Here is a 17,164-nt window from a genome sequence, read left to right as displayed (position 1 = left end):
GTCAATTCACCGCGGGCAATGCCGTCAACAGCCCGATCAACATGGTGGCCAGAACCGCGCCCGTCACCGCATCGAAACGGTCCATGAAGCCCCCATGCCCGGGAATCAGGTTGGAGCTGTCCTTGACCCCCGCCCGGCGCTTCAGCCAGCTTTCGGCGATGTCGCCCATCTGGCCCGCCAGGCAGACAATGGGCGAACACCAGACCGCCGGGGCGTCGGCCCGGCCCAGCCACCACAGGACAACGCCCATCAGAAATGCGCCGATCCACCCGGCCACGGTTCCCGACCAGGTTTTCTTCGGGCTGAGCGAGGGCCAGAACTTCGGCCCGCCGATCATGCGGCCGAAGAAATAGCCCGTGGTGTCCGACACGATCACGATGCCCATCAGCCACAGCACGAAATTTAGGCCGTAAGCCTCGCGGAAGCCGACCAGGCCGAAAGCCACCAGCATGATCGCAAGGCCGAAAACCGCATAGGTCCAGCGGTCGCGCGTCGCGGCGCCGGGAATGCCCGCGACCAACGGAAACAGCAGCGCCAGGACCGCCAGGGGATGGCCGGACATCGTCGCCACGACCTGCGACATGAAGGCGATGACCGCCAGCGCGAAAGGCCGCCAGGCCCCGAAGATGCCGGGATGCAGGCGCGGGTTCTTCCAGCCCGTCATCGCCGCCAGTTCCCAAAATGTGATGGCCGAAATCAAAGCCATTGCCAGCCGCAGCCAGACCCCCGTCGCCACCGCCAGCATGATGCCGATGCCAAGCAGCACCAGCGTCGAGGCGACACGGCGCGACAGGTCGGCCCATTTGCCCGCAGGAGGCTTTACCGCGTGGACGCGCCCGGCGCTCATACGCCCCCGAAGCGGCGGTCGCGCAACCCGAAGCGGTCCAGGATCCGCGCCAGGTGGTCAGGGGTGAAATCCGGCCACAGCACCGGCGTGAACTCGTATTCCGCGTAAGCCGCCTGCCACGGCAGGAAATTCGACGTGCGCGTTTCGCCCGAGGTGCGGATCACCAGGTCGGGATCGGGATGGTCCGCCGTGTCCAGGCAGGCCGCCAGATCGGTTTCGGTAGGCGTCTCGATCTCGCCCCGCGCGATCTTCTGGGCCAGGCGGGCGGATGCGCGGGTCAGTTCGTCCCGGCCGCCATAGTTGATCGCGACCGTCAGGTTCAGGCGGGTGTTGCCCGCCGTCCGCGCCTCGATCGAGGACATCAGGGCGCGCAGCTTGTCGTCCAGACGGTCCCGTCCGCCGATAAAGCGCAGGCGCACGCCCTCGGCGGCCATGCCCTCGGCCTCGTACTGGATGTAGCGGCGGAAGATCTTCATCAGACCCAGGACTTCCTCGGTCGAACGCTTCCAGTTCTCGGTCGAAAAGGCGTAAACGGTCAGCCAGTTCACCCCCAGGTCGGGGCAGGCGCGGACGATCTGCTTGACGCGTTCGGCCCCCCGGCGGTGGCCGACAAGGCGCGGCCAGCCGCGTTCGGTGGCCCAGCGGCCATTGCCGTCCATGATGATCGCGACGTGACGAGGCCGCTGATCGACCCCGCCCGATAACAGCAGCGGTGCGGTTTCAGCGGCCATCATTTTCCCTCAGACCTGCATGATTTCGGCTTGCTTGCTTTCAAGCGCCTGATCGACCTGGGCAATCATCTTGTCGGTCAGTTCCTGCACGGCGGTTTCCCAGAACTTCTGGTCATCCTCGGGCATGCCGTTCGCCTTGCCCTTCTTGATCCGGTCCATGCCGTCGCGGCGCACGTTGCGGATCGCGACGCGGGCATGTTCCGCGTACTGGGCGGCGACCTTGGTCAGTTCGCGCCGGCGCTCCTCGTTCAGTTCGGGGATCGGCAGCATGATAATGGTGCCGTTCGTCTGCGGGTTGATGCCCAGGCCGGATTCGCGGATGGCCTTTTCGACCTTGCCGACCATGCCCTTGTCCCAGACGTTGATGGTGACCATGCGCGGTTCGGGCACGTTGACGGTGCCCAGCTGGTTGATCGGGGTCATCTGGCCGTAAGCCTCGACCTGGACGGGTTCGACCATCGAGGCCGAGGCGCGGCCCGTGCGCAGGCTGGAGAATTCGTGGCGCAGGCTTTCCATCGCCCCCTTCATGCGCCGTTCCAGGTCGTCGATGTCGATGTCGATGTCCTCTGCCATCTGGGACTGCCTCTGCATTGAATTTTCCCCGCTTGTAGCGGGATCGGTTAATGATGGCAAAGACTTTGCCCCTAAAATGCGCGAGGCTTTGCCATTCCGGCGACGGCCCCCAAGGGGCTAGTTGTGAACCCGCGTGTAGGTGCCCTTGCCTTCCAGGATGCCCCGGAAGCCGCCCGGCTCGTCCAGCGAGAAGACGATGATCGGCAGGCGGTTGTCGCGGGCCAGGGCAATGGCCGAGGCGTCCATCACGCCCAGGTGCTTTTGCAAAACCTCGTCATAGCTGACCTCGCCGTAACGTTTTGCGTCGGAATGCTTTTTCGGATCCTTGTCATAGACCCCATCGACCTTGGTGCCCTTGAAGATCGCCTCGCAGTTCATCTCGTTCGCGCGCAGCGTGGCGGCGGTGTCGGTGGTGAAATACGGGTTTCCCGTGCCCGCCGCGAAGATCACGATGCGCTTCTTTTCCAGGTGGCGGATGGCGCGGCGGCGGATATAGGGCTCGCAGACCTCGTCCATGCGGATGGCGCTGATGACGCGGCAATGCAGGCCCTTGGCCTCCAGCGCGGACTGCATGGCCAGCGCGTTCATCACCGTGGCCAGCATCCCCATGTAGTCCGCCGTTGTCCGCTCCATCCCCTGGGCGCTGCCTTGCAGGCCCCTGAAGATGTTGCCGCCGCCGATGACCATGCAGACCTCGACCCCCATCTTCTGGACCGATTCGACCTCGTCGGCGATGCGCGCGACGGTGGGCGGGTGCAGGCCGTAGCCTTGGTCGCCCATCAGCGCCTCGCCCGAGATCTTCAGCATAACCCTGCCGTATTGCGCGGGCGCCGCGCCCCCATGATCGGTCATGTCCATTCCTTCGTCTACAGCGCCGGTCGCTTTCATCGCGGCGCAAAATGTCGCAAAAGGCGTCGGTGTTCAACCGCCCGAAAGCCGCCTTGCCGTGATCCCTCTGCACCAGATCGACCCCGGGCGCCACCTGCTGATCGCGGGGCCGACGGCCAGCGGCAAGTCGGCGCTGGCGCTGGCCGTCGCGCGTCGGCAGGGCGGGCTGATCGTCAATGCCGACGCCCTGCAAGTCTGGTCCTGCTGGCGGGTGCTGACCGCGCGTCCGTCGCCCGCCGACGAGGCCGCGGTTCCCCACGCGCTTTACGGCCATGTCGCGCCGGGCACGGCCTATTCGGTCGGCGACTGGCTTCGCGAGGTGGCGGGCCTTCTGGACCGGCGGCTGATCGTCGTGGGGGGGACCGGCCTTTACCTGACGGCGCTGACGCAGGGGCTGGCCCATGTTCCGCCCGTGCCTCCCGCCATCCGGGCCGAGGGGGACGCCCGACTGGCCGCCGAGGGCGGCCTGGCGCGCATGGCGGCCGCGCTCGATCCCGCCACCCGCGCCCGCATCGACACCCGGAACCCCGCGCGCGTGCAGCGCGCGTGGGAGGTGCTGACCGCCACCGGGCGCGGTCTGGCCGACTGGCAGGCCGACACGCCGCCTCCGTTGATCGGCCCGGAGGATGGGCAGCGCATCCTGGTCACAGCGGACCGCGACTGGCTGGCCGACCGCATCGCGCGGCGCTTCGATGCGATGATGCGCCAAGGCGCGCTGGATGAAGCGCGCGCCATGCTGCCGTTCTGGGATCCCGCCCGGCAATGGGCCCGCGCCATCGGCGCGCCCGAGCTGGTCGCCCATCTGCGGGGCGAGATCGACCTGCCGACCGCGACCGAACGCGCGATCATCGCCACAAGGCAGTACGCCAAGGCGCAGCGCATCTGGTTCAGGGGCCGGATGCGGGACTGGCGGCCCGTCCAGGCTGACGCAAAAAGCACAGCGCCCGACTGATCGCGCATCGACGGCATTGAGTCCGAACCAGTCATCGGCAATAATTCGCTTATTGTCCTTTATGTCAGGCGAATCTCATGTCGGCGTTCGAGCATTCGCAATGGAAAGACGGATTTCCGTTCTCTCCCAGCAGGATCCGGGCTGGCCGGCGGTTGGGGGTGGATGGAGTCAACGCCCCCTTCATCGCCGACGCGCCCGAACCGCCCGCCGGTCCCCCGTCGATCCCGGCATCCAGAGGCAATCCCGTCCCCGCCGCCATGCAACCCGCCTGGCGCGGAGCGCATCCCGTCGGACGGCAGAACGGCATGCGGCTGCTGCCGCTCGAGGCGTTCCTGTGGGGCAGCCGGGCCAAGCCGCCGCAGCCGCGCACCCGCCCGGATCACGTGCTGGTCTGGGTGATCGAGGGGCGCGTCCAGTTTGACTTTCCCCGCGACCATGCCTGCCTGCGGGCGGGCGATCTGCGCTTTGTCCCGGCGGGCACGGCCTTTGCGGTCTTGCCCGCCCCGGGAACGCGGGGCCATGTCGCCCTGATCGCGGCCCGTTTGGGGGCGCAGGCGGTGCCGCCCCTGCCCGACCAGGTTCTGGCCGCGCATGTGGGCAGCCATGCCGCGCAACTGGACGCCACCCTGCGCGAGATCGGGGTCGAGACGCCGGACGGCGACCCGGGGACGCTGCCCTGCCTGATGAACCTGCTGTCGCTGCGCCTGCGCCAGCTTGCGCCGGGCCGCGCGCCCGATCTGCCCGAAAGCGCGCCTCCCGACCGTCCGCTGATCGACCGCTTCGTGGCTCTGGCCCGGCAGCGGCTTGGCCAATCCCGCTCCGTGGCGGAACTGGCCGCCGAACTGGGCAGCAGCACGCTGCAACTGGACCAGGCCTGCCTTGCCGCCCACCGCAAGCGGGCGGTGGAACTGATCCACGATCTTCGGCTGGAATGCGCGGCCCGGCTGCTGCGCGAAACGGCGCAGCCGACGCAGCGCATCGCGGCGGATCTCGGCTATTCCAGCCACGCCCATTTCATCCGGGCCTTTGTCGCGGCGACCGGGCGCACGCCCGAGGTGTTTCGCGCTCAGTCCTGTTGATCGGTTTGCCTGCCGCGAAAGCCGGTGGCGACCACGAATTTCTCGGACGAATCGCTGCGGCTGGCCGGCGGCTTGACATTGGCGACCTTGTCGAAGTTACGCTTCAGCAATGCCTGCATCTCGGTTTCCGCCCCGCCCGCCAAGACCTTGGCCACGAAAGTTCCACCGGGTTCGAGGATGTCGAAGGCCAGCGCCGCCGCAGCCTCGACCAGGGCCACGATGCGCAGGTGGTCGGTGCCCTTGTGGCCCGAGGATGCCGCCGCCATGTCCGACATCACCACGTCGGCAGGCCCGCCCAGCCACTCCTTGACCTTCTGGTCCGCGCCTTCGGACAGGAAATCAAGCTGGTGGATTTCGGCCCCCGCGATGGGATCGACCTCTTGCAGATCGACGCCCAGAACCTTGCCCACGGCCTTGCCGCCCTTCTCGCCCAGGGCGTTCACGCGCCCCACCGCCACCTGGCACCAGCCGCCGGGCGCGCAGCCCAGATCGACAACCCGCGCGCCGGGCACCAGAAAGCGGTACTTGTCGTCCAGTTCCAGGATCTTGAAGGCCGCGCGCCCGCGATAGCCTTCGCGCCTCGCGCGGGCCACATAGGGGTCGTTCAACTGCCGTTCCAGCCACAATTTGCTGGACAGTTTCCGCCCCTTGGCGGTCTTGACCCGCACGCGCAGGTCGCGCGCGCCGCGCCCGCTGGATTTCCCCTCGCGGCTGCCTGGGGCTTTCGTCATCATGCCACTCCGTTCAGTCCATCGGCTGCCAGCACCCCATCGCGCACCATCTGGGCGTAAAGCAACCCTTCTCTCAGACCGCGGTCCGCCACCGACAGCTTGCTGGTGGGCCAGATGCGCATCAGGGTTTGCAGGATCGCCGCGCCGGACATGATCAGCGCGTGGCGTTCCCGCCCGATGCGCGGGTCCGCGCGGCGCCCGTCGGGGCCAAGTTGCAGATAGGAATGGATCACCCGGTCGATCTGGGTGCTGGTCATCTCCAGCCCGTCCACCTTGGTCCGGTCATAGCGGCGCAGGCCAAGGAAACTGGCCGCAACCGTTGTCACCGTTCCCGATGTGCCGATGATCTGGAAACCCTCGTCGGGCGCGCCGTCGGCATAGGGGGTAAAACCCGCCAGCATTTCCTCGAAATACCAGCTCATCAGGGCGAAACGGCCCCCGTCGTCCTCGACATCCGCGAACTGGTCGCGCAGCGTGGCGACCCCCAGCGGCACGCTGATCCAGTCCACAACCCGCGCCCCCCCCGGCTGCGGATTGCCGAAGCCGTCCGACAGCCGCATGATCGCGCGGGGACGCTCCTTGGGCTCCACGTCCTCGAGGTCGATCCAGACCAGCTCCGTCGATCCGCCGCCGATGTCGACGACCATCAGCGTTTCCGTCTTGTGGCTGACCAGCGGCGCGCAGGAAATCACCGCCAGGCGGGCTTCCTCCTCGGCGCTGATCGTTTCGATCTGCAAGCCGGTTTCCCGCCGGATCGTGCGCAACAGGTCGCGGCTGTTCCGCGCGCGCCGGCAGGCCTCGGTCGCGACCAGGCGCATGTTGGGCACGCGGTGCTGTTCCAGCTTGCGCCGGCAGACCTGCAACGCGTGAACCGTCCGCGCCATCGAGCTGCGCGACAGCCGGCCAGACGCTTCCAGCCCCTGGCCAAGCTGCACCGGCTTGGAGAAGCTGTCGATGACCTGGAACTGACTGCCCTTCGGTCGGGCAATCAGCATCCGGCACGAGTTCGTGCCGAGGTCGAGGGCAGCATAAAGCGCCCCCTCCTCGGAGTTTCGGGTGCCGGACGGCTCTACCGCGGTTTTCGGGAACGCGTCCGCACCCGCAGGACGCCTGGGCGTCATGACGATACGCCCTCCGATATCAAGTTGCACAAAACGTAACCTGCGCCCCCCGACCATTCAAGGGGCGGCAAAAGGACGATTGTCGAAGGCCCGCCAGTCGGTTGATAAGGGTGCCAAGTTTCAGTCTGGATTGATCATGCCGCCCACCCTGCTGACCGGACCCGTCGCGCCCCTTGCCGGATCCGACGCGACAAGCGCCATTGCCAAGACGCCGGTCACCGGGCGCCTTTGGCTGGGGGCCGAAGGGTTCGAGGGCGACGCGCAGGCCGACCGGCGCGTTCACGGCGGGCCGGAAAAGGCGGTTCACCATTATCCATTCGACCATTATGCGGCATGGCGGGCCGATCTGGGCGAGCTGTCCTTGCTGGACGCGCCCGGCGCCTTTGGCGAGAACGTCTCGACCCTCGGCATGACCGAGGACGGCGTGGCGGTGGGCGACATCTTCCGGCTGGGGGGCGCGCTGGTGCAGGTTTCGCAAGGCCGCCAGCCATGCTGGAAACTGAACCGCCGCTTCGGCCTGCCCGACATGGCGCGGCGGGTGCAGGACACGGGCCGCACGGGCTGGTATTACCGCGTCTTGCAGCCCGGCCCCGTTTCGTCCGGCGACGAGTTGCTGCTGATCGACCGGGTGGCACCCGGCTGGACGCTGCGGCGGCTGTGGCGCGCGATGTATGTCGATCGCCTGAACCGCGCCGAGCTGGAGGCCATCGCCGCCCTGGAGGTGCTGGCCGAGGGCTGGCGGCGGTATGCGCGCCGGCGCCTGGACAGCGGCCGGGTCGAGGATTGGCGTCCCCGGCTGGAGGGCGGGACATGACGCCGCCGCTGGTGATTTCCGTCCAAAGCCAGGTTGTCCTGGGCCATGTCGGCAATTCCGCGGCCGTTTTCCCCATGCAGGCCGCGGGGCTGGAGGTCGCGGCCATTCCCACGGTGATCTTTTCCAACACCCCCGACTATCCGACATTGCGGGGCGCGCCCCTGCCGCCGGACCTGTTCGCCGACCTGCTGCTGGGGTCGTGGGAACGCGGCTTGCCGCAGCGCGCGGCATGGCTGATGACGGGCTATTTCGGCTCGGTCGAGGTGGCGCAGCTGGCCGCCGATTTCGTCGCCCGCTGCAAGGCAGCCAACCCCGGCATGCGTTATCTGTGCGACCCGGTGATGGGCGATCATGGGCCGGGGCTCTATGTGCCCGCCGAACTGGCCTGGATCATGCGCGACCGGCTGCTGCCGCTGGCCGATCTGGCGACGCCCAACTCCTTCGAGCTTGGGCACCTGACAAACCGCCCCATCACCGCCATGGCCGATCTGCAAGCCGCCGCCGCCGACCTGCGCATGGCGCCGGGCGCCACGCTGATCGCCACGGGCTGCGTGCTGGACGACAGTCCGGCGGATCACCTGGAAAGCGTGATCCTGGGGCCCGAAGGCACGACGCGCCATCCGACCCCCCGCCTGCCCGTGGCCCTGCCCGGCACCGGCGATCTGTTCGCGGGGCTGATCGTCGCGGGCCTGGGCAAGGGCCATGGCCTGTCCCACGCGGTCGAGACCGCGCAGGACCTGACGGCGGCGGCGCTGGCCCATGCCGGCCGCCTCGGCGCGAACGAGGTGGTGCTGTCGGACCCCGGCTTCCGCGCCGCCCTGCTGACCCTGTAAACCCCGGAGGAGATGATGGAGATTGGCAGCAGCGACCTGCCCCAGGCAGCCCTGGACCGCATCCGCGACAGCTTTGCCCGCCAAGGGCTGATGAGCCTGCTGGGCGCCGAACTGGCCGAGGCAAAGGCCGGACTGGTGACGATCCGCCTGCCCTTCAAGCCGGATCTGACCCAGCAGCACGGCTATTTCCATGCGGGCGGCACGGCCTCGATCGCGGATTCGGCGGGCGGCTATGCCGGGTTCACGCTGATGCCCGGCGACAGTTCGGTTCTGACGGTCGAGTTCAAGCTGAACCTGATCAACCCCGCGCAGGGCGACTTCCTCGAAGCCACGGGCCGCGTGATCAAGCCGGGCCGGACGCTGACCGTCTGCCAGCTGGATGTCTGGGGCGTCGCGCCCGCCAGGCGCGTCCACGTCGCGACCGGATTGCAGACCTTGATCTGCGTGCAGGGCAAACCCGCCTGACGCCGCCGTGACATCCCCGATCCGTTAGCGTAAACGGTCCGCCACCACGGATTGCGGAAGGATTGCATCATGGCACAGGCTCGGATCGGGCTGATCGGATTGGGAACGATGGGCGCGGCCCTGGCGCTGAACATCGCCGAGAAAGGCTTTCCCATCGCGGTCTGGAACCGCACAACCGACGTGACGCGGAGCTTCGCCGCGAACGCGGGCGATCTGGCGGCGCGAATCACTCCGGCCGAGACGCTGGCCGAACTGGTCGCCGCCATCGCGAAGCCCCGCGCGATCATCCTGATGGTGCCCGCCGGTCAGCCTGTCGATGACCAGCTTGCGGCGCTTGCCCCGCTGCTGGACGCCGACGACCTGGTGATCGACGCGGGCAACGCCGATTTCCACGACACGGACCGCCGCGATGCCGCCGGGCTGCCGTTCCGCTTTCTGGGCATGGGCGTTTCGGGCGGCGAGGAAGGCGCGCGCCACGGTCCCGCCATCATGGGCGGGGGCGATGCGGCCGACTGGGCGCGCGTGGCCGACGTGATGACCGCCATCGCTGCGCGGGCCGAGGACGGCACCCCCTGCGCCGCCCGGATGGGTGATGCGGGCGCGGGGCATTTCGTGAAGATGGTCCATAACGGCATCGAATATGCCGACATGCAGATGATCGCCGAGGTGTACGGCCTGCTGCGCGACGGCATGGACATGGACGCAGCCGCGATCAGCAAGACCTTCGCCGCCTGGAACGAAGGCGCGCTGAAATCCTATCTGATCGAGATTTCGGCCATCGTGACGGGCGCCGCCGATCGCCATACCGGCCGCCCGGTGGTGGACGTGATCCTGGACCGCGCGGGCCAGAAGGGCACCGGCCGCTGGACCGCCATCGAGGCGCAGCACCTGTCCGCCCCCATCCCGGTGATCGAGGCCGCCGTGATGGCACGCAACGTTTCGGCCCGCCTGGACGAACGCCTGGCGGGCGAGGCGCTGTTCGGCCCTGCCCCGCGCCCTTGCGCCATGGATCCGCAGACCCTGGAACAGGCCCTGATCGCGGGCAAGATCTTCTGCTATGCACAGGGCTTCGCGATGATCGCGGCCGCGTCCCGGCAATTCGGCTGGACGCTGGATCTGCCGGACATCGCGCGGGTCTGGCGCGCGGGCTGCATCATTCGTTCGGCCATGCTGAACGACATGGCCGCCGCCCTGGCCGAGGATCCGGCCCGCAACCTGATCATGGCGCCCTTTTTCGCGGACCTGATCGGAACCGCCATGCCCGCGCTGCGCAGGGTGGTGGCCGAAGGCGCGGCGGCAGGCCATGCCCTGCCCGCATTGGCGTCGGGCCTGATGTGGTTCGACCTGATGCGCACCGGGCGCGGCACCGCCAACCTGATCCAGGCGCAGCGCGATTTCTTCGGCGCGCACGGTTTCCAGCGGATCGACGGGCTGGACGATCCGCATGGCCCCTGGGCCGGGACGATGTGACGCCGGACTTGCAGGCCGCCAAGCCTGCGCCTATATTCACCTTGTCCGGGGCAACCCGGACTATGGACATAAACGCGCATGGAATAAGCGGATCGGACCCGGGGGCGGTACCCGGCGACTCCACCAGATCACCCTCGTTGGGGGGCCTTGGGGTCGAAACAGGATCGACGAACGTCTAAAGATGTTTGCTTTGTCTCGGTGAGCCACCACCGTTATCGGTGCAAAATGTACAGTTGCCAACGACAACCGTGCTCCGGTCGCGCTGGCTGCGTAAGCAGTCCGCAAGATCGAAACCTAAGCCCTTGCGCCTAGCAGCGTAAGGCGGGGCCCGCAGGAGCCTGGCAACAGAATCCTGCACTTTCAGCCAGTTGTTCGACATGCCTGCGCAGGCGGCGCCTTGCACCGCCGTGGGCATCGCGGGTTTCTTGCCCAACGGCCGGCCGCCCCCCTTTTCAATACCCGCCATATGCCTATGCTGGCCCGGAATTCGAAGGGGACTGGCATGGCGCGAACCGGAATCGACTATGGCGGGATGATGCACCGCGCGCTGCAAGGGCTGATCGCGGACGTTCTGGAACGCGTCGCGGAACACGGCCTGCCGGGCGACCACCACTTCTTCATCACCTTCGACACGCGCGAAGACGGGGTCGAGATGGCAGACTGGCTGCGCGAGCGTTACCCCGAGGAAATGACCATCGTCATCCAGCACTGGTTCGACAACCTGACCGTGGACGACGAGGGCTTCACCGTCACCCTGAACTTCGGCAACTCGCCCGAGCCGCTGCGCATCCCCTTCGACGCGCTGCGCACCTTTGTCGATCCGTCCGTCGAATTCGGCCTGCGCTTCGAGACGCAGGAAGCCGAGGATGACGACGGGGACGACGAAGACGATGAGGACGGCGACGACAGCCCCGACGGCGGATCGAACGGCGGCGGCGAGGTGGTGCAACTGGACCGCTGGCGGAAATAAGGGGAAGGGGCGCCCGAAGCGCCCCGTTTCACACCATCATTTCCTTGGTCGCCGTCAGCCGCAGGTCCGGGTGATCGCGGCTCACGCGGTCGATGTCCCATTGCAGCCGCGTCAGATAGACCATGTCGCCGTCGTGGTCCTGGGCGATATGGCCCTTGTTGGCGTTCACAAAGGCCTCGACCTTGTCCTTGGGCCCCGCGACCCAGCGGGCGCTGGTGAACTGCGATGCCTCGAAGCGGACGGGGATGCCGTATTCGATCTCGATCCGGCTGGCCAGAACCTCGAATTGCAGCGCGCCCACGACGCCCACGATGAAGCCCGACCCGATCATCGGCTTGAACACCTTGGCCGCGCCTTCTTCCGCGAATTGCATCAGCGCCTTTTCCAGGTGCTTGGCCTTCATCGGATCGGTGGCGCGCACCGATTGCAGCAGTTCCGGCGCGAACGACGGAATGCCGATGAAGCGCAGCGCCTCGCCTTCGGTCAGGGCGTCGCCGATGCGAAGCTGGCCGTGGTTGGGGATGCCGATGATGTCGCCCGCCCAGGCCTCGTCCGCAAGCTCGCGGTCGGCGGCCAGAAACAGCACCGGGTTCGTGACCGCCATCGGCTTCTTGGACCGCACATGGGTCAGCTTCATGCCGCGTTCGAAATGCCCGCTGGCGAGGCGCACAAAGGCCACCCGGTCGCGATGCTTGGGATCCATGTTGGCCTGGACCTTGAAGACAAAGCCGGTGACGGCCTTTTCCTCGGGCGCGATCTCGCGATCGGCGGCGTTCTGCGGCTGCGGGGGCGGACCATAGGCGCTGATCCCCTTCATCAGCTCGCGCACGCCAAAGCTGTTGATCGCGCTGCCGAACCAGATCGGCGTCATGTGCCCTTCCAGAAAGGACTTGCGGTCAAAGGCGGGCAGCAGCTCGCGCGCCATCTCGACCTCGTCGCGCAGCGTCGAAAGCAGGTCGGCGGGAACGTGGTCGGCCAGGCGGGGATCGTCCAGGCCCTCCATCTTGACCGACTCGGCCACCTTGTTGCGATCGGCGCGGTCCATCAGCTCCAGCCGGTCGTGCAGCATGTCGTAGCAGCCGATGAAGTCGCGGCCCACCCCGATGGGCCAGGACGCCGGGGCCACGTCGATGGCCAGGTTTTCCTGGATCTCGTCGATGATCTCGAAGGTGTCGCGCGATTCCCGGTCCATCTTGTTGCAAAAGGTCAGGATCGGCAGGTCGCGCAACCGGCAGACCTCGAACAGCTTGCGGGTCTGGGATTCCACCCCCTTGGCCCCGTCGATGACCATGATCGCCGCGTCCACGGCGGTCAGGGTGCGATAGGTGTCTTCGGAAAAGTCGCTGTGGCCCGGCGTGTCGACCAGGTTGAAGCGATAGCCGTCAAAGTCGAAGGACATCGCCGAGGCGCTGACCGAGATGCCCCGCTCCTGCTCCATCTTCATGAAGTCCGACCGCGTGCGCCGCGCCTCGCCCTTGGCGCGCACCTGCCCCGCCATCTGGATGGCGCCGCCGTACAGCAGGAACTTCTCGGTCAGAGTGGTCTTGCCCGCGTCGGGATGCGAGATGATCGCGAAGGTCCGGCGGCGGGCGATTTCGGGCGGAAGATCGGGACGGTTTGTCATGGGGCGGCCTGTAGCGCGCGGGGCGGGAATGCGCAATCGCCGGTGTGGTTTGATGTGGCGTGAAATGGTGCTGCGAGAGAGGATTGAACTCTCGACCTCACCCTTACCAAGGGTGTGCTCTACCACTGAGCTACCGCAGCGCCGTGTAGGGGCGTTTAGACAAAGCCTGCGGCCCGCGCAAGGGGGATCGGCAGAAAAATCGCCTGTTCCCGCGCCCCTGCGCGCTTTGCTGGACTGTTGCCGCGCCCGGCGCTAACAGGTTGCGGATGAACGAGCGCCCGGACGACAAGAAAAGGCAGGAAACGCGCGAGGATCGGCTGCGGGCCGCCCTGCGCGCCAATCTGCAACGCCGCAAGGCGCAGGCGCGCGCGCGCGCCGCGCAGGACGACACCGGGCCGCAGGACAGCGATACAGGCAAGGACGACGCTTAGATGGACCAGATCATCGTTCGCGGGAACGGCCCGCTTTCGGGGGAAATCCCCATCGCAGGGGCCAAGAACGCCTGCCTGACGCTGATGCCCGCGACGCTGCTGACGGATCAGCCGCTGACGCTGACCAACGCGCCGCGCTTGTCCGACATCCGCACCATGACCGCCCTGCTGCGAAGCCTGGGGGCCGAGGTCGCCAGCCTCCAGGACGGCCAGGTGCTGGCACTGTCCAGCCATGACCTGACCAGCCACCGCGCCGATTACGACATCGTGCGCAAGATGCGCGCCTCGATCCTGGTGCTGGGGCCGATGTTGGCGCGCGACGGCCGGGCCGAGGTGTCCTTGCCCGGCGGCTGCGCCATCGGCGCGCGCCCGGTGGACCTGCACCTGAAGGCCTTCGAGGCGATGGGCGCGGAACTGGATCTGCGCGACGGCTATGTCCATGCCAAGGCGCCCGCCGGCGGCCTGCGCGGGGCGGCGGTCGATTTCCCCATCGTCTCGGTCGGGGCCACGGAAAACGCGCTGATGGCCGCGACCCTGGCGCGCGGCACCACGGTCCTGACGAACGCCGCGCGAGAGCCCGAGATCGTCGATCTCGCCCGCTGCCTGCGCGCCATGGGGGCGCAGATCGAAGGCGAGGGAACGGGCACCATCACCATTCAGGGGGTCGATGCGCTGCACGGCGCGACCCATCCCGTCGTCACCGACCGGATCGAGCTTGGCACCTACATGCTGGCGCCCGCCATCTGCGGGGGCGAGGTCGAATGCCTGGGGGGCCGGATCGAACTGCTGTCGGCCTTTTGCGAAAAGCTGGACGAGGCCGGGATCAGCGTCACCGAAACGACGCGCGGCCTCAAGGTCAGCCGCAGGAACGGCGCTGTCCGCGCCGTGAACGTCACGACCGAGCCCTTTCCCGGCTTCCCGACCGACCTTCAGGCGCAGTTCATGGCGCTGATGTGCGTGGCCGAAGGCACAAGCGTGCTGGAGGAAACCATTTTCGAGAATCGCTTCATGCACGCCCCGGAACTGACCCGCATGGGCGCGCGGATCGAGGTTCATGGCGGCCATGCAACCGTGACCGGCGTTGACGGGTTGCGCGGGGCGCCGGTGATGGCCACCGACCTGCGCGCCTCGGTCAGCCTGATCCTGGCCGGGCTTGCGGCCCAGGGTCAGACCACCGTCAGCCGGGTTTACCACCTGGACCGCGGCTATGAGCATGTGGTCCGCAAGCTGCGCGGCGTGGGCGCCCATATCGAACGCGTGAAAGAGGAGTAAGCGATGCCACAGGATGCCCGTTTCGCAGATGCCGACCCCGCCCCCCTGGCATTGATGGCCGAGGATGAGCAGGATCTGCGCATCCTGTCCGCGTTGTTGCAGGACGCGGTCCTGCCCGCGTCCGAGATGTCCTATGACCCGCGCGGGCGGACGCTGGCCCTGCTGCTGAACCGCTTCCGCTGGGAGGATGCCGAACAGGCCGCGGCCGAGGGGCGCGACTACGAGCGCGTCCGGTCCGTCCTGCTGATCCGCGACGTGCAGCGGGTGCTGTCCGACGGCATCGGCCGCGACGCGGACACCGTGCTGGAACTGCTGGCGATGGTCTGGCAGCCCGGCCCCGACGGCACCGGGCGCCTGCTTCTGGAATTCGCGGGCGACGGGACGCTTGCGGCCGAACTGGAATGCATCAACATCGACCTGCGCGACGTGACGCGGCCCTATCGCGCGGTATCGGGCAAGGCGCCCGTGCATCCCGAGTAAGAGGGTATTTGGACAAAGAAGAAGGCGCCTTTGCGGCGCTTGAGGCGGGCGGGGGTTGCGGCTAACAAGGCGTGACACCAGAGGACAGATCATGCCCGTCACGCTGAACACATCGGATCCCGACTTCGAGGCGCGCTTTGCCGACATGCTTTCGGCCAAGCGCGAGGATTCGGCCGATGTGAACGATGCCGTGGCGGCGATCGTCAGGGATGTGCGGCAGCGCGGCGACGCGGCGCTTTGCGAACTGACCAGCCGCTTCGACCGGCTGGACCTGACGCCCGGCCGGCTGCGCTTTTCGCCCGACGAGATCGCGGCGCAGATCGCGCATGTCTCGTCCCAGGACCGGGCGGCGCTGACGCTGGCCGCCGACCGCATCCGCGCCTATCACGCCCGCCAGATGCCCGAGGATGCCAGCTGGACCGATCCGCAGGGCGCGACCCTGGGCTGGCGCTGGAGCGCGGTCTCGGCGGCGGGGCTGTATGTGCCGGGGGGCCAGGCGGCCTATCCGTCATCCGTGCTGATGAACGCGATCCCGGCGCGGGTGGCCGGGGTGGAGCGGCTGGTGATCTGCGTGCCGACGCCGGGCGGTCACGTCAACCCGCTGGTTCTGCTGGCCGCGCAATTGTCGGGCGTCACCGAGATTTATCGCATCGGCGGGGCGCAGGCGATTGCCGCCATGGCCTACGGCACCCGCACCATCGCGCCCGTGGACAAGATCACCGGGCCGGGCAACGCCTATGTCGCCGCGGCCAAGCGGCAGGTCTTTGGCAAGGTGGGCATCGACATGATCGCAGGCCCGTCTGAGGTTCTGGTGATCGCGGAAGGCGACCAGCACCCCGACTGGCTGGCGCTGGATCTGCTGGCGCAGGCGGAACATGACGCCGACGCGCAGTCGATCCTGATCACCACCGATCCGGCGCTTGGCCATGCCGTCGCGGGCGCGGTGGACCGCATCCTGCCCGGCCTGCCCCGCGCCCGGATCGCGGGCGCAAGCTGGCGCGACTACGGCACCATCATCATCGCCCGCGACCTGGACGAGGCCGCCGTCCTGTCGAACCGCATCGCGCCCGAGCATCTTGAACTGTGCGTGGACGACCCCGAGGCCCTGGCCGCGAAATGCGTCCATGCCGGCGCGATCTTCCTGGGGCCGCACACGCCCGAGGCCGTCGGCGATTACGTCAGCGGCCCGAACCACGTCCTGCCGACCGCGCGGTCGGCGCGCTTTTCCTCGGGACTGTCGGTGCTGGATTTCCTCAAGCGCACCACCATGGCGCGGCTGACGCCCGGCGCGCTGAACGCAGTGGGCCATGCCGCCATGCGCCTGGCCGCCGCCGAAGGGTTGCAGGCGCATGGCGAATCGATCCGCGCCCGGCTGGAGCATCTGAACGAAAGGCCCCCCGCATGAGCCGGATCATCCAGATCGAGATCGACGATTCCCAGGCACCCCCCGCCACCCCCGAGATGGATCAGGAACGCCGCGTGGCCATCTTCGACCTGATCGAGGACAACAGCTTCGCGGTGCCCGGCCGCGACGGTCAGCCCGCCCCGCAGGGGCCGTTCAAGCTGGACCTGTGCATCCGCGAACGCCGCCTGGTCTTCGACCTGGCGGACGAAGGAGGCGACAAAGTGGCCGAGTTCCACCTGTCTCTTGGTCCGTTCCGGCAGGTGACCAAGGACTACTTCCAGATCTGCCAAAGCTATTTCGATGCCGTGAAGCGCCTGCCCCCCGCCCAGATAGAGGCCATCGACATGGCCCGGCGCGGCATTCACAACGAAGGCGCGCGGACCTTGCAGGAACGGCTGGAAGGCAAGGCCGAACTGGACATCGACACCGCCCGGCGCCTGTTCACCCTGATCTGCGCCCTGGTGCCCCAGGGCTGACG

19 protein-coding genes, 1 tRNA gene and 1 other RNA gene are annotated in these 17,164 nt (G+C 67.7%); 13 read left to right on the top strand and 8 right to left on the bottom strand.

The features are described 5' to 3' along the window. Position 1: 1 nt before the first annotated feature. From ACFOM8_RS09240 to pyrH, 4 genes are all read right to left on the bottom strand, one after another. Complete coding sequence (locus ACFOM8_RS09240; RefSeq protein ID WP_377761067.1) at positions 2-847, bottom strand: phosphatidate cytidylyltransferase; 846 nt, start codon at positions 845-847, stop codon at positions 2-4. After that, positions 844-1,581 carry a polyprenyl diphosphate synthase gene (gene uppS, locus ACFOM8_RS09235; protein WP_377761066.1) on the bottom strand — a complete coding sequence of 246 codons (738 nt, stop codon included), beginning with the start codon at positions 1,579-1,581 and terminating at the stop codon, positions 844-846. The genes ACFOM8_RS09240 and uppS overlap by 4 nt, the downstream gene beginning before the upstream one ends. 6 nt (positions 1,582-1,587) lie before the next feature. Next, positions 1,588-2,151 carry a ribosome recycling factor gene (gene frr, locus ACFOM8_RS09230; RefSeq protein WP_377761065.1) on the bottom strand — a complete coding sequence of 188 codons (564 nt, stop codon included), beginning with the start codon at positions 2,149-2,151 and terminating at the stop codon, positions 1,588-1,590. A 117-nt stretch (positions 2,152-2,268) separates the two neighbouring features. Then, the gene (pyrH, locus tag ACFOM8_RS09225) at positions 2,269-3,003 is read right to left on the bottom strand and encodes a UMP kinase (RefSeq protein ID WP_377761064.1); all 735 of its coding nucleotides are present in this window, start codon (positions 3,001-3,003) and stop codon (positions 2,269-2,271) included. Here pyrH and miaA point away from each other — a divergent pair. After that, complete coding sequence (gene miaA / locus ACFOM8_RS09220) at positions 3,002-3,991, top strand: tRNA (adenosine(37)-N6)-dimethylallyltransferase MiaA (RefSeq protein ID WP_377761063.1); 990 nt, start codon at positions 3,002-3,004, stop codon at positions 3,989-3,991. The genes pyrH and miaA overlap by 2 nt on opposite strands. Before the next feature lie 257 nt (positions 3,992-4,248). Beyond that, positions 4,249-5,070, top strand: a complete 822-nt coding sequence (locus ACFOM8_RS09215) for a helix-turn-helix transcriptional regulator (protein ID WP_377761062.1) — start codon at positions 4,249-4,251, stop codon at positions 5,068-5,070. Here the strand turns inward: ACFOM8_RS09215 and ACFOM8_RS09210 are convergent. Together ACFOM8_RS09210 and ACFOM8_RS09205 are read right to left on the bottom strand one after the other, a co-directional pair. Then, positions 5,058-5,801, bottom strand: a complete 744-nt coding sequence (locus ACFOM8_RS09210; RefSeq protein WP_377761061.1) for an RlmE family RNA methyltransferase — start codon at positions 5,799-5,801, stop codon at positions 5,058-5,060. The two genes, ACFOM8_RS09215 and ACFOM8_RS09210, sit on opposite strands and share 13 nt — an antisense overlap. Then, positions 5,801-6,922 carry a Ppx/GppA phosphatase family protein gene (locus ACFOM8_RS09205; RefSeq protein ID WP_377761060.1) on the bottom strand — a complete coding sequence of 374 codons (1,122 nt, stop codon included), beginning with the start codon at positions 6,920-6,922 and terminating at the stop codon, positions 5,801-5,803. The genes ACFOM8_RS09210 and ACFOM8_RS09205 overlap by 1 nt, the downstream gene beginning before the upstream one ends. 133 nt (positions 6,923-7,055) lie before the next feature. Here ACFOM8_RS09205 and ACFOM8_RS09200 point away from each other — a divergent pair, with 133 nt between their 5' ends. The 6 genes from ACFOM8_RS09200 (at position 7,056) to ACFOM8_RS09175 (ending at position 11,474) form a co-directional block, all read left to right on the top strand. Next, on the top strand, positions 7,056-7,736 hold the full coding sequence (locus tag ACFOM8_RS09200; protein WP_377761109.1) for an MOSC domain-containing protein: 681 nt from the start codon (positions 7,056-7,058) through the stop codon (positions 7,734-7,736). Next, positions 7,733-8,569 carry a pyridoxal kinase gene (gene pdxY / locus ACFOM8_RS09195; protein ID WP_377761059.1) on the top strand — a complete coding sequence of 279 codons (837 nt, stop codon included), beginning with the start codon at positions 7,733-7,735 and terminating at the stop codon, positions 8,567-8,569. The genes ACFOM8_RS09200 and pdxY overlap by 4 nt, the downstream gene beginning before the upstream one ends. 12 nt (positions 8,570-8,581) lie before the next feature. Then, on the top strand, positions 8,582-9,034 hold the full coding sequence (locus ACFOM8_RS09190; protein WP_377761058.1) for a PaaI family thioesterase: 453 nt from the start codon (positions 8,582-8,584) through the stop codon (positions 9,032-9,034). Positions 9,035-9,103: 69 nt separating this feature from the next. After that, a complete protein-coding gene (gndA, locus tag ACFOM8_RS09185; protein ID WP_377761057.1) occupies positions 9,104-10,504 on the top strand; it encodes an NADP-dependent phosphogluconate dehydrogenase in 1,401 nt (466 codons plus the stop codon). Between the two features lie 4 nt (positions 10,505-10,508). Then, positions 10,509-10,863: a transfer-messenger RNA gene (gene ssrA / locus ACFOM8_RS09180) on the top strand. A 143-nt stretch (positions 10,864-11,006) separates the two neighbouring features. Further along, entirely contained in the window at positions 11,007-11,474 is a 468-nt protein-coding gene (locus ACFOM8_RS09175) for an SspB family protein (RefSeq protein ID WP_377761056.1), read from the top strand. 28 nt (positions 11,475-11,502) lie between these two features. On the opposite strand, the gene ACFOM8_RS09170 is transcribed toward ACFOM8_RS09175, so the two are convergent. Both ACFOM8_RS09170 and ACFOM8_RS09165 read right to left on the bottom strand, forming a co-directional pair. After that, complete coding sequence (locus ACFOM8_RS09170; protein ID WP_377761055.1) at positions 11,503-13,098, bottom strand: peptide chain release factor 3; 1,596 nt, start codon at positions 13,096-13,098, stop codon at positions 11,503-11,505. Between the two features lie 65 nt (positions 13,099-13,163). Beyond that, positions 13,164-13,238, bottom strand: a tRNA-Thr gene (locus ACFOM8_RS09165). Between the two features lie 126 nt (positions 13,239-13,364). On the opposite strand from ACFOM8_RS09165, the gene ACFOM8_RS09160 reads away from it, so the two are divergent. From ACFOM8_RS09160 to ACFOM8_RS09140, 5 genes are all read left to right on the top strand, one after another. Further along, a complete protein-coding gene (locus ACFOM8_RS09160; protein WP_377761054.1) occupies positions 13,365-13,529 on the top strand; it encodes a hypothetical protein in 165 nt (54 codons plus the stop codon). Beyond that, on the top strand, positions 13,530-14,801 hold the full coding sequence (gene murA, locus ACFOM8_RS09155) for a UDP-N-acetylglucosamine 1-carboxyvinyltransferase (protein WP_377761053.1): 1,272 nt from the start codon (positions 13,530-13,532) through the stop codon (positions 14,799-14,801). A gap of 3 nt (positions 14,802-14,804) precedes the next feature. Continuing rightward, on the top strand, positions 14,805-15,281 hold the full coding sequence (locus ACFOM8_RS09150) for a DUF2948 family protein (RefSeq protein WP_377761052.1): 477 nt from the start codon (positions 14,805-14,807) through the stop codon (positions 15,279-15,281). Between the two features lie 91 nt (positions 15,282-15,372). Beyond that, entirely contained in the window at positions 15,373-16,686 is a 1,314-nt protein-coding gene (gene hisD, locus ACFOM8_RS09145) for a histidinol dehydrogenase (RefSeq protein ID WP_377761051.1), read from the top strand. Continuing rightward, complete coding sequence (locus ACFOM8_RS09140) at positions 16,683-17,162, top strand: UPF0262 family protein (RefSeq protein WP_377761050.1); 480 nt, start codon at positions 16,683-16,685, stop codon at positions 17,160-17,162. The genes hisD and ACFOM8_RS09140 overlap by 4 nt, the downstream gene beginning before the upstream one ends. Positions 17,163-17,164 lie beyond the last annotated feature (2 nt).

Source organism: Paracoccus angustae (assembly GCF_042648745.1).
GTDB lineage: Bacteria > Pseudomonadota > Alphaproteobacteria > Rhodobacterales > Rhodobacteraceae > Paracoccus > Paracoccus angustae.
This window is presented reverse-complemented; position numbering and strand designations above follow the sequence as displayed.

Bases quoted from the DNA above. Each gene is read 5' to 3' on its own strand.
- ACFOM8_RS09240 (WP_377761067.1), bottom strand. From the start codon at position 847: ATGAGCGCCGGGCGCGTCCACGCGGTAAAGCCTCCTGCGGGCAAATGG.
- uppS (WP_377761066.1), bottom strand. From the start codon at position 1,581: ATGATGGCCGCTGAAACCGCACCGCTGCTGTTATCGGGCGGGGTCGAT.
- frr (WP_377761065.1), bottom strand. From the start codon at position 2,151: ATGGCAGAGGACATCGACATCGACATCGACGACCTGGAACGGCGCATG.
- miaA (WP_377761063.1), top strand. From the start codon at position 3,002: ATGTCCATTCCTTCGTCTACAGCGCCGGTCGCTTTCATCGCGGCGCAA.
- pyrH (WP_377761064.1), bottom strand. From the start codon at position 3,003: ATGACCGATCATGGGGGCGCGGCGCCCGCGCAATACGGCAGGGTTATG.
- ACFOM8_RS09215 (WP_377761062.1), top strand. From the start codon at position 4,249: ATGCAACCCGCCTGGCGCGGAGCGCATCCCGTCGGACGGCAGAACGGC.
- ACFOM8_RS09210 (WP_377761061.1), bottom strand. From the start codon at position 5,801: ATGACGAAAGCCCCAGGCAGCCGCGAGGGGAAATCCAGCGGGCGCGGC.
- ACFOM8_RS09205 (WP_377761060.1), bottom strand. From the start codon at position 6,922: ATGACGCCCAGGCGTCCTGCGGGTGCGGACGCGTTCCCGAAAACCGCG.
- pdxY (WP_377761059.1), top strand. From the start codon at position 7,733: ATGACGCCGCCGCTGGTGATTTCCGTCCAAAGCCAGGTTGTCCTGGGC.
- ACFOM8_RS09190 (WP_377761058.1), top strand. From the start codon at position 8,582: ATGATGGAGATTGGCAGCAGCGACCTGCCCCAGGCAGCCCTGGACCGC.
- gndA (WP_377761057.1), top strand. From the start codon at position 9,104: ATGGCACAGGCTCGGATCGGGCTGATCGGATTGGGAACGATGGGCGCG.
- ACFOM8_RS09175 (WP_377761056.1), top strand. From the start codon at position 11,007: ATGGCGCGAACCGGAATCGACTATGGCGGGATGATGCACCGCGCGCTG.
- ACFOM8_RS09170 (WP_377761055.1), bottom strand. From the start codon at position 13,098: ATGACAAACCGTCCCGATCTTCCGCCCGAAATCGCCCGCCGCCGGACC.
- ACFOM8_RS09160 (WP_377761054.1), top strand. From the start codon at position 13,365: ATGAACGAGCGCCCGGACGACAAGAAAAGGCAGGAAACGCGCGAGGAT.
- murA (WP_377761053.1), top strand. From the start codon at position 13,530: ATGGACCAGATCATCGTTCGCGGGAACGGCCCGCTTTCGGGGGAAATC.
- ACFOM8_RS09150 (WP_377761052.1), top strand. From the start codon at position 14,805: ATGCCACAGGATGCCCGTTTCGCAGATGCCGACCCCGCCCCCCTGGCA.
- hisD (WP_377761051.1), top strand. From the start codon at position 15,373: ATGCCCGTCACGCTGAACACATCGGATCCCGACTTCGAGGCGCGCTTT.
- ACFOM8_RS09140 (WP_377761050.1), top strand. From the start codon at position 16,683: ATGAGCCGGATCATCCAGATCGAGATCGACGATTCCCAGGCACCCCCC.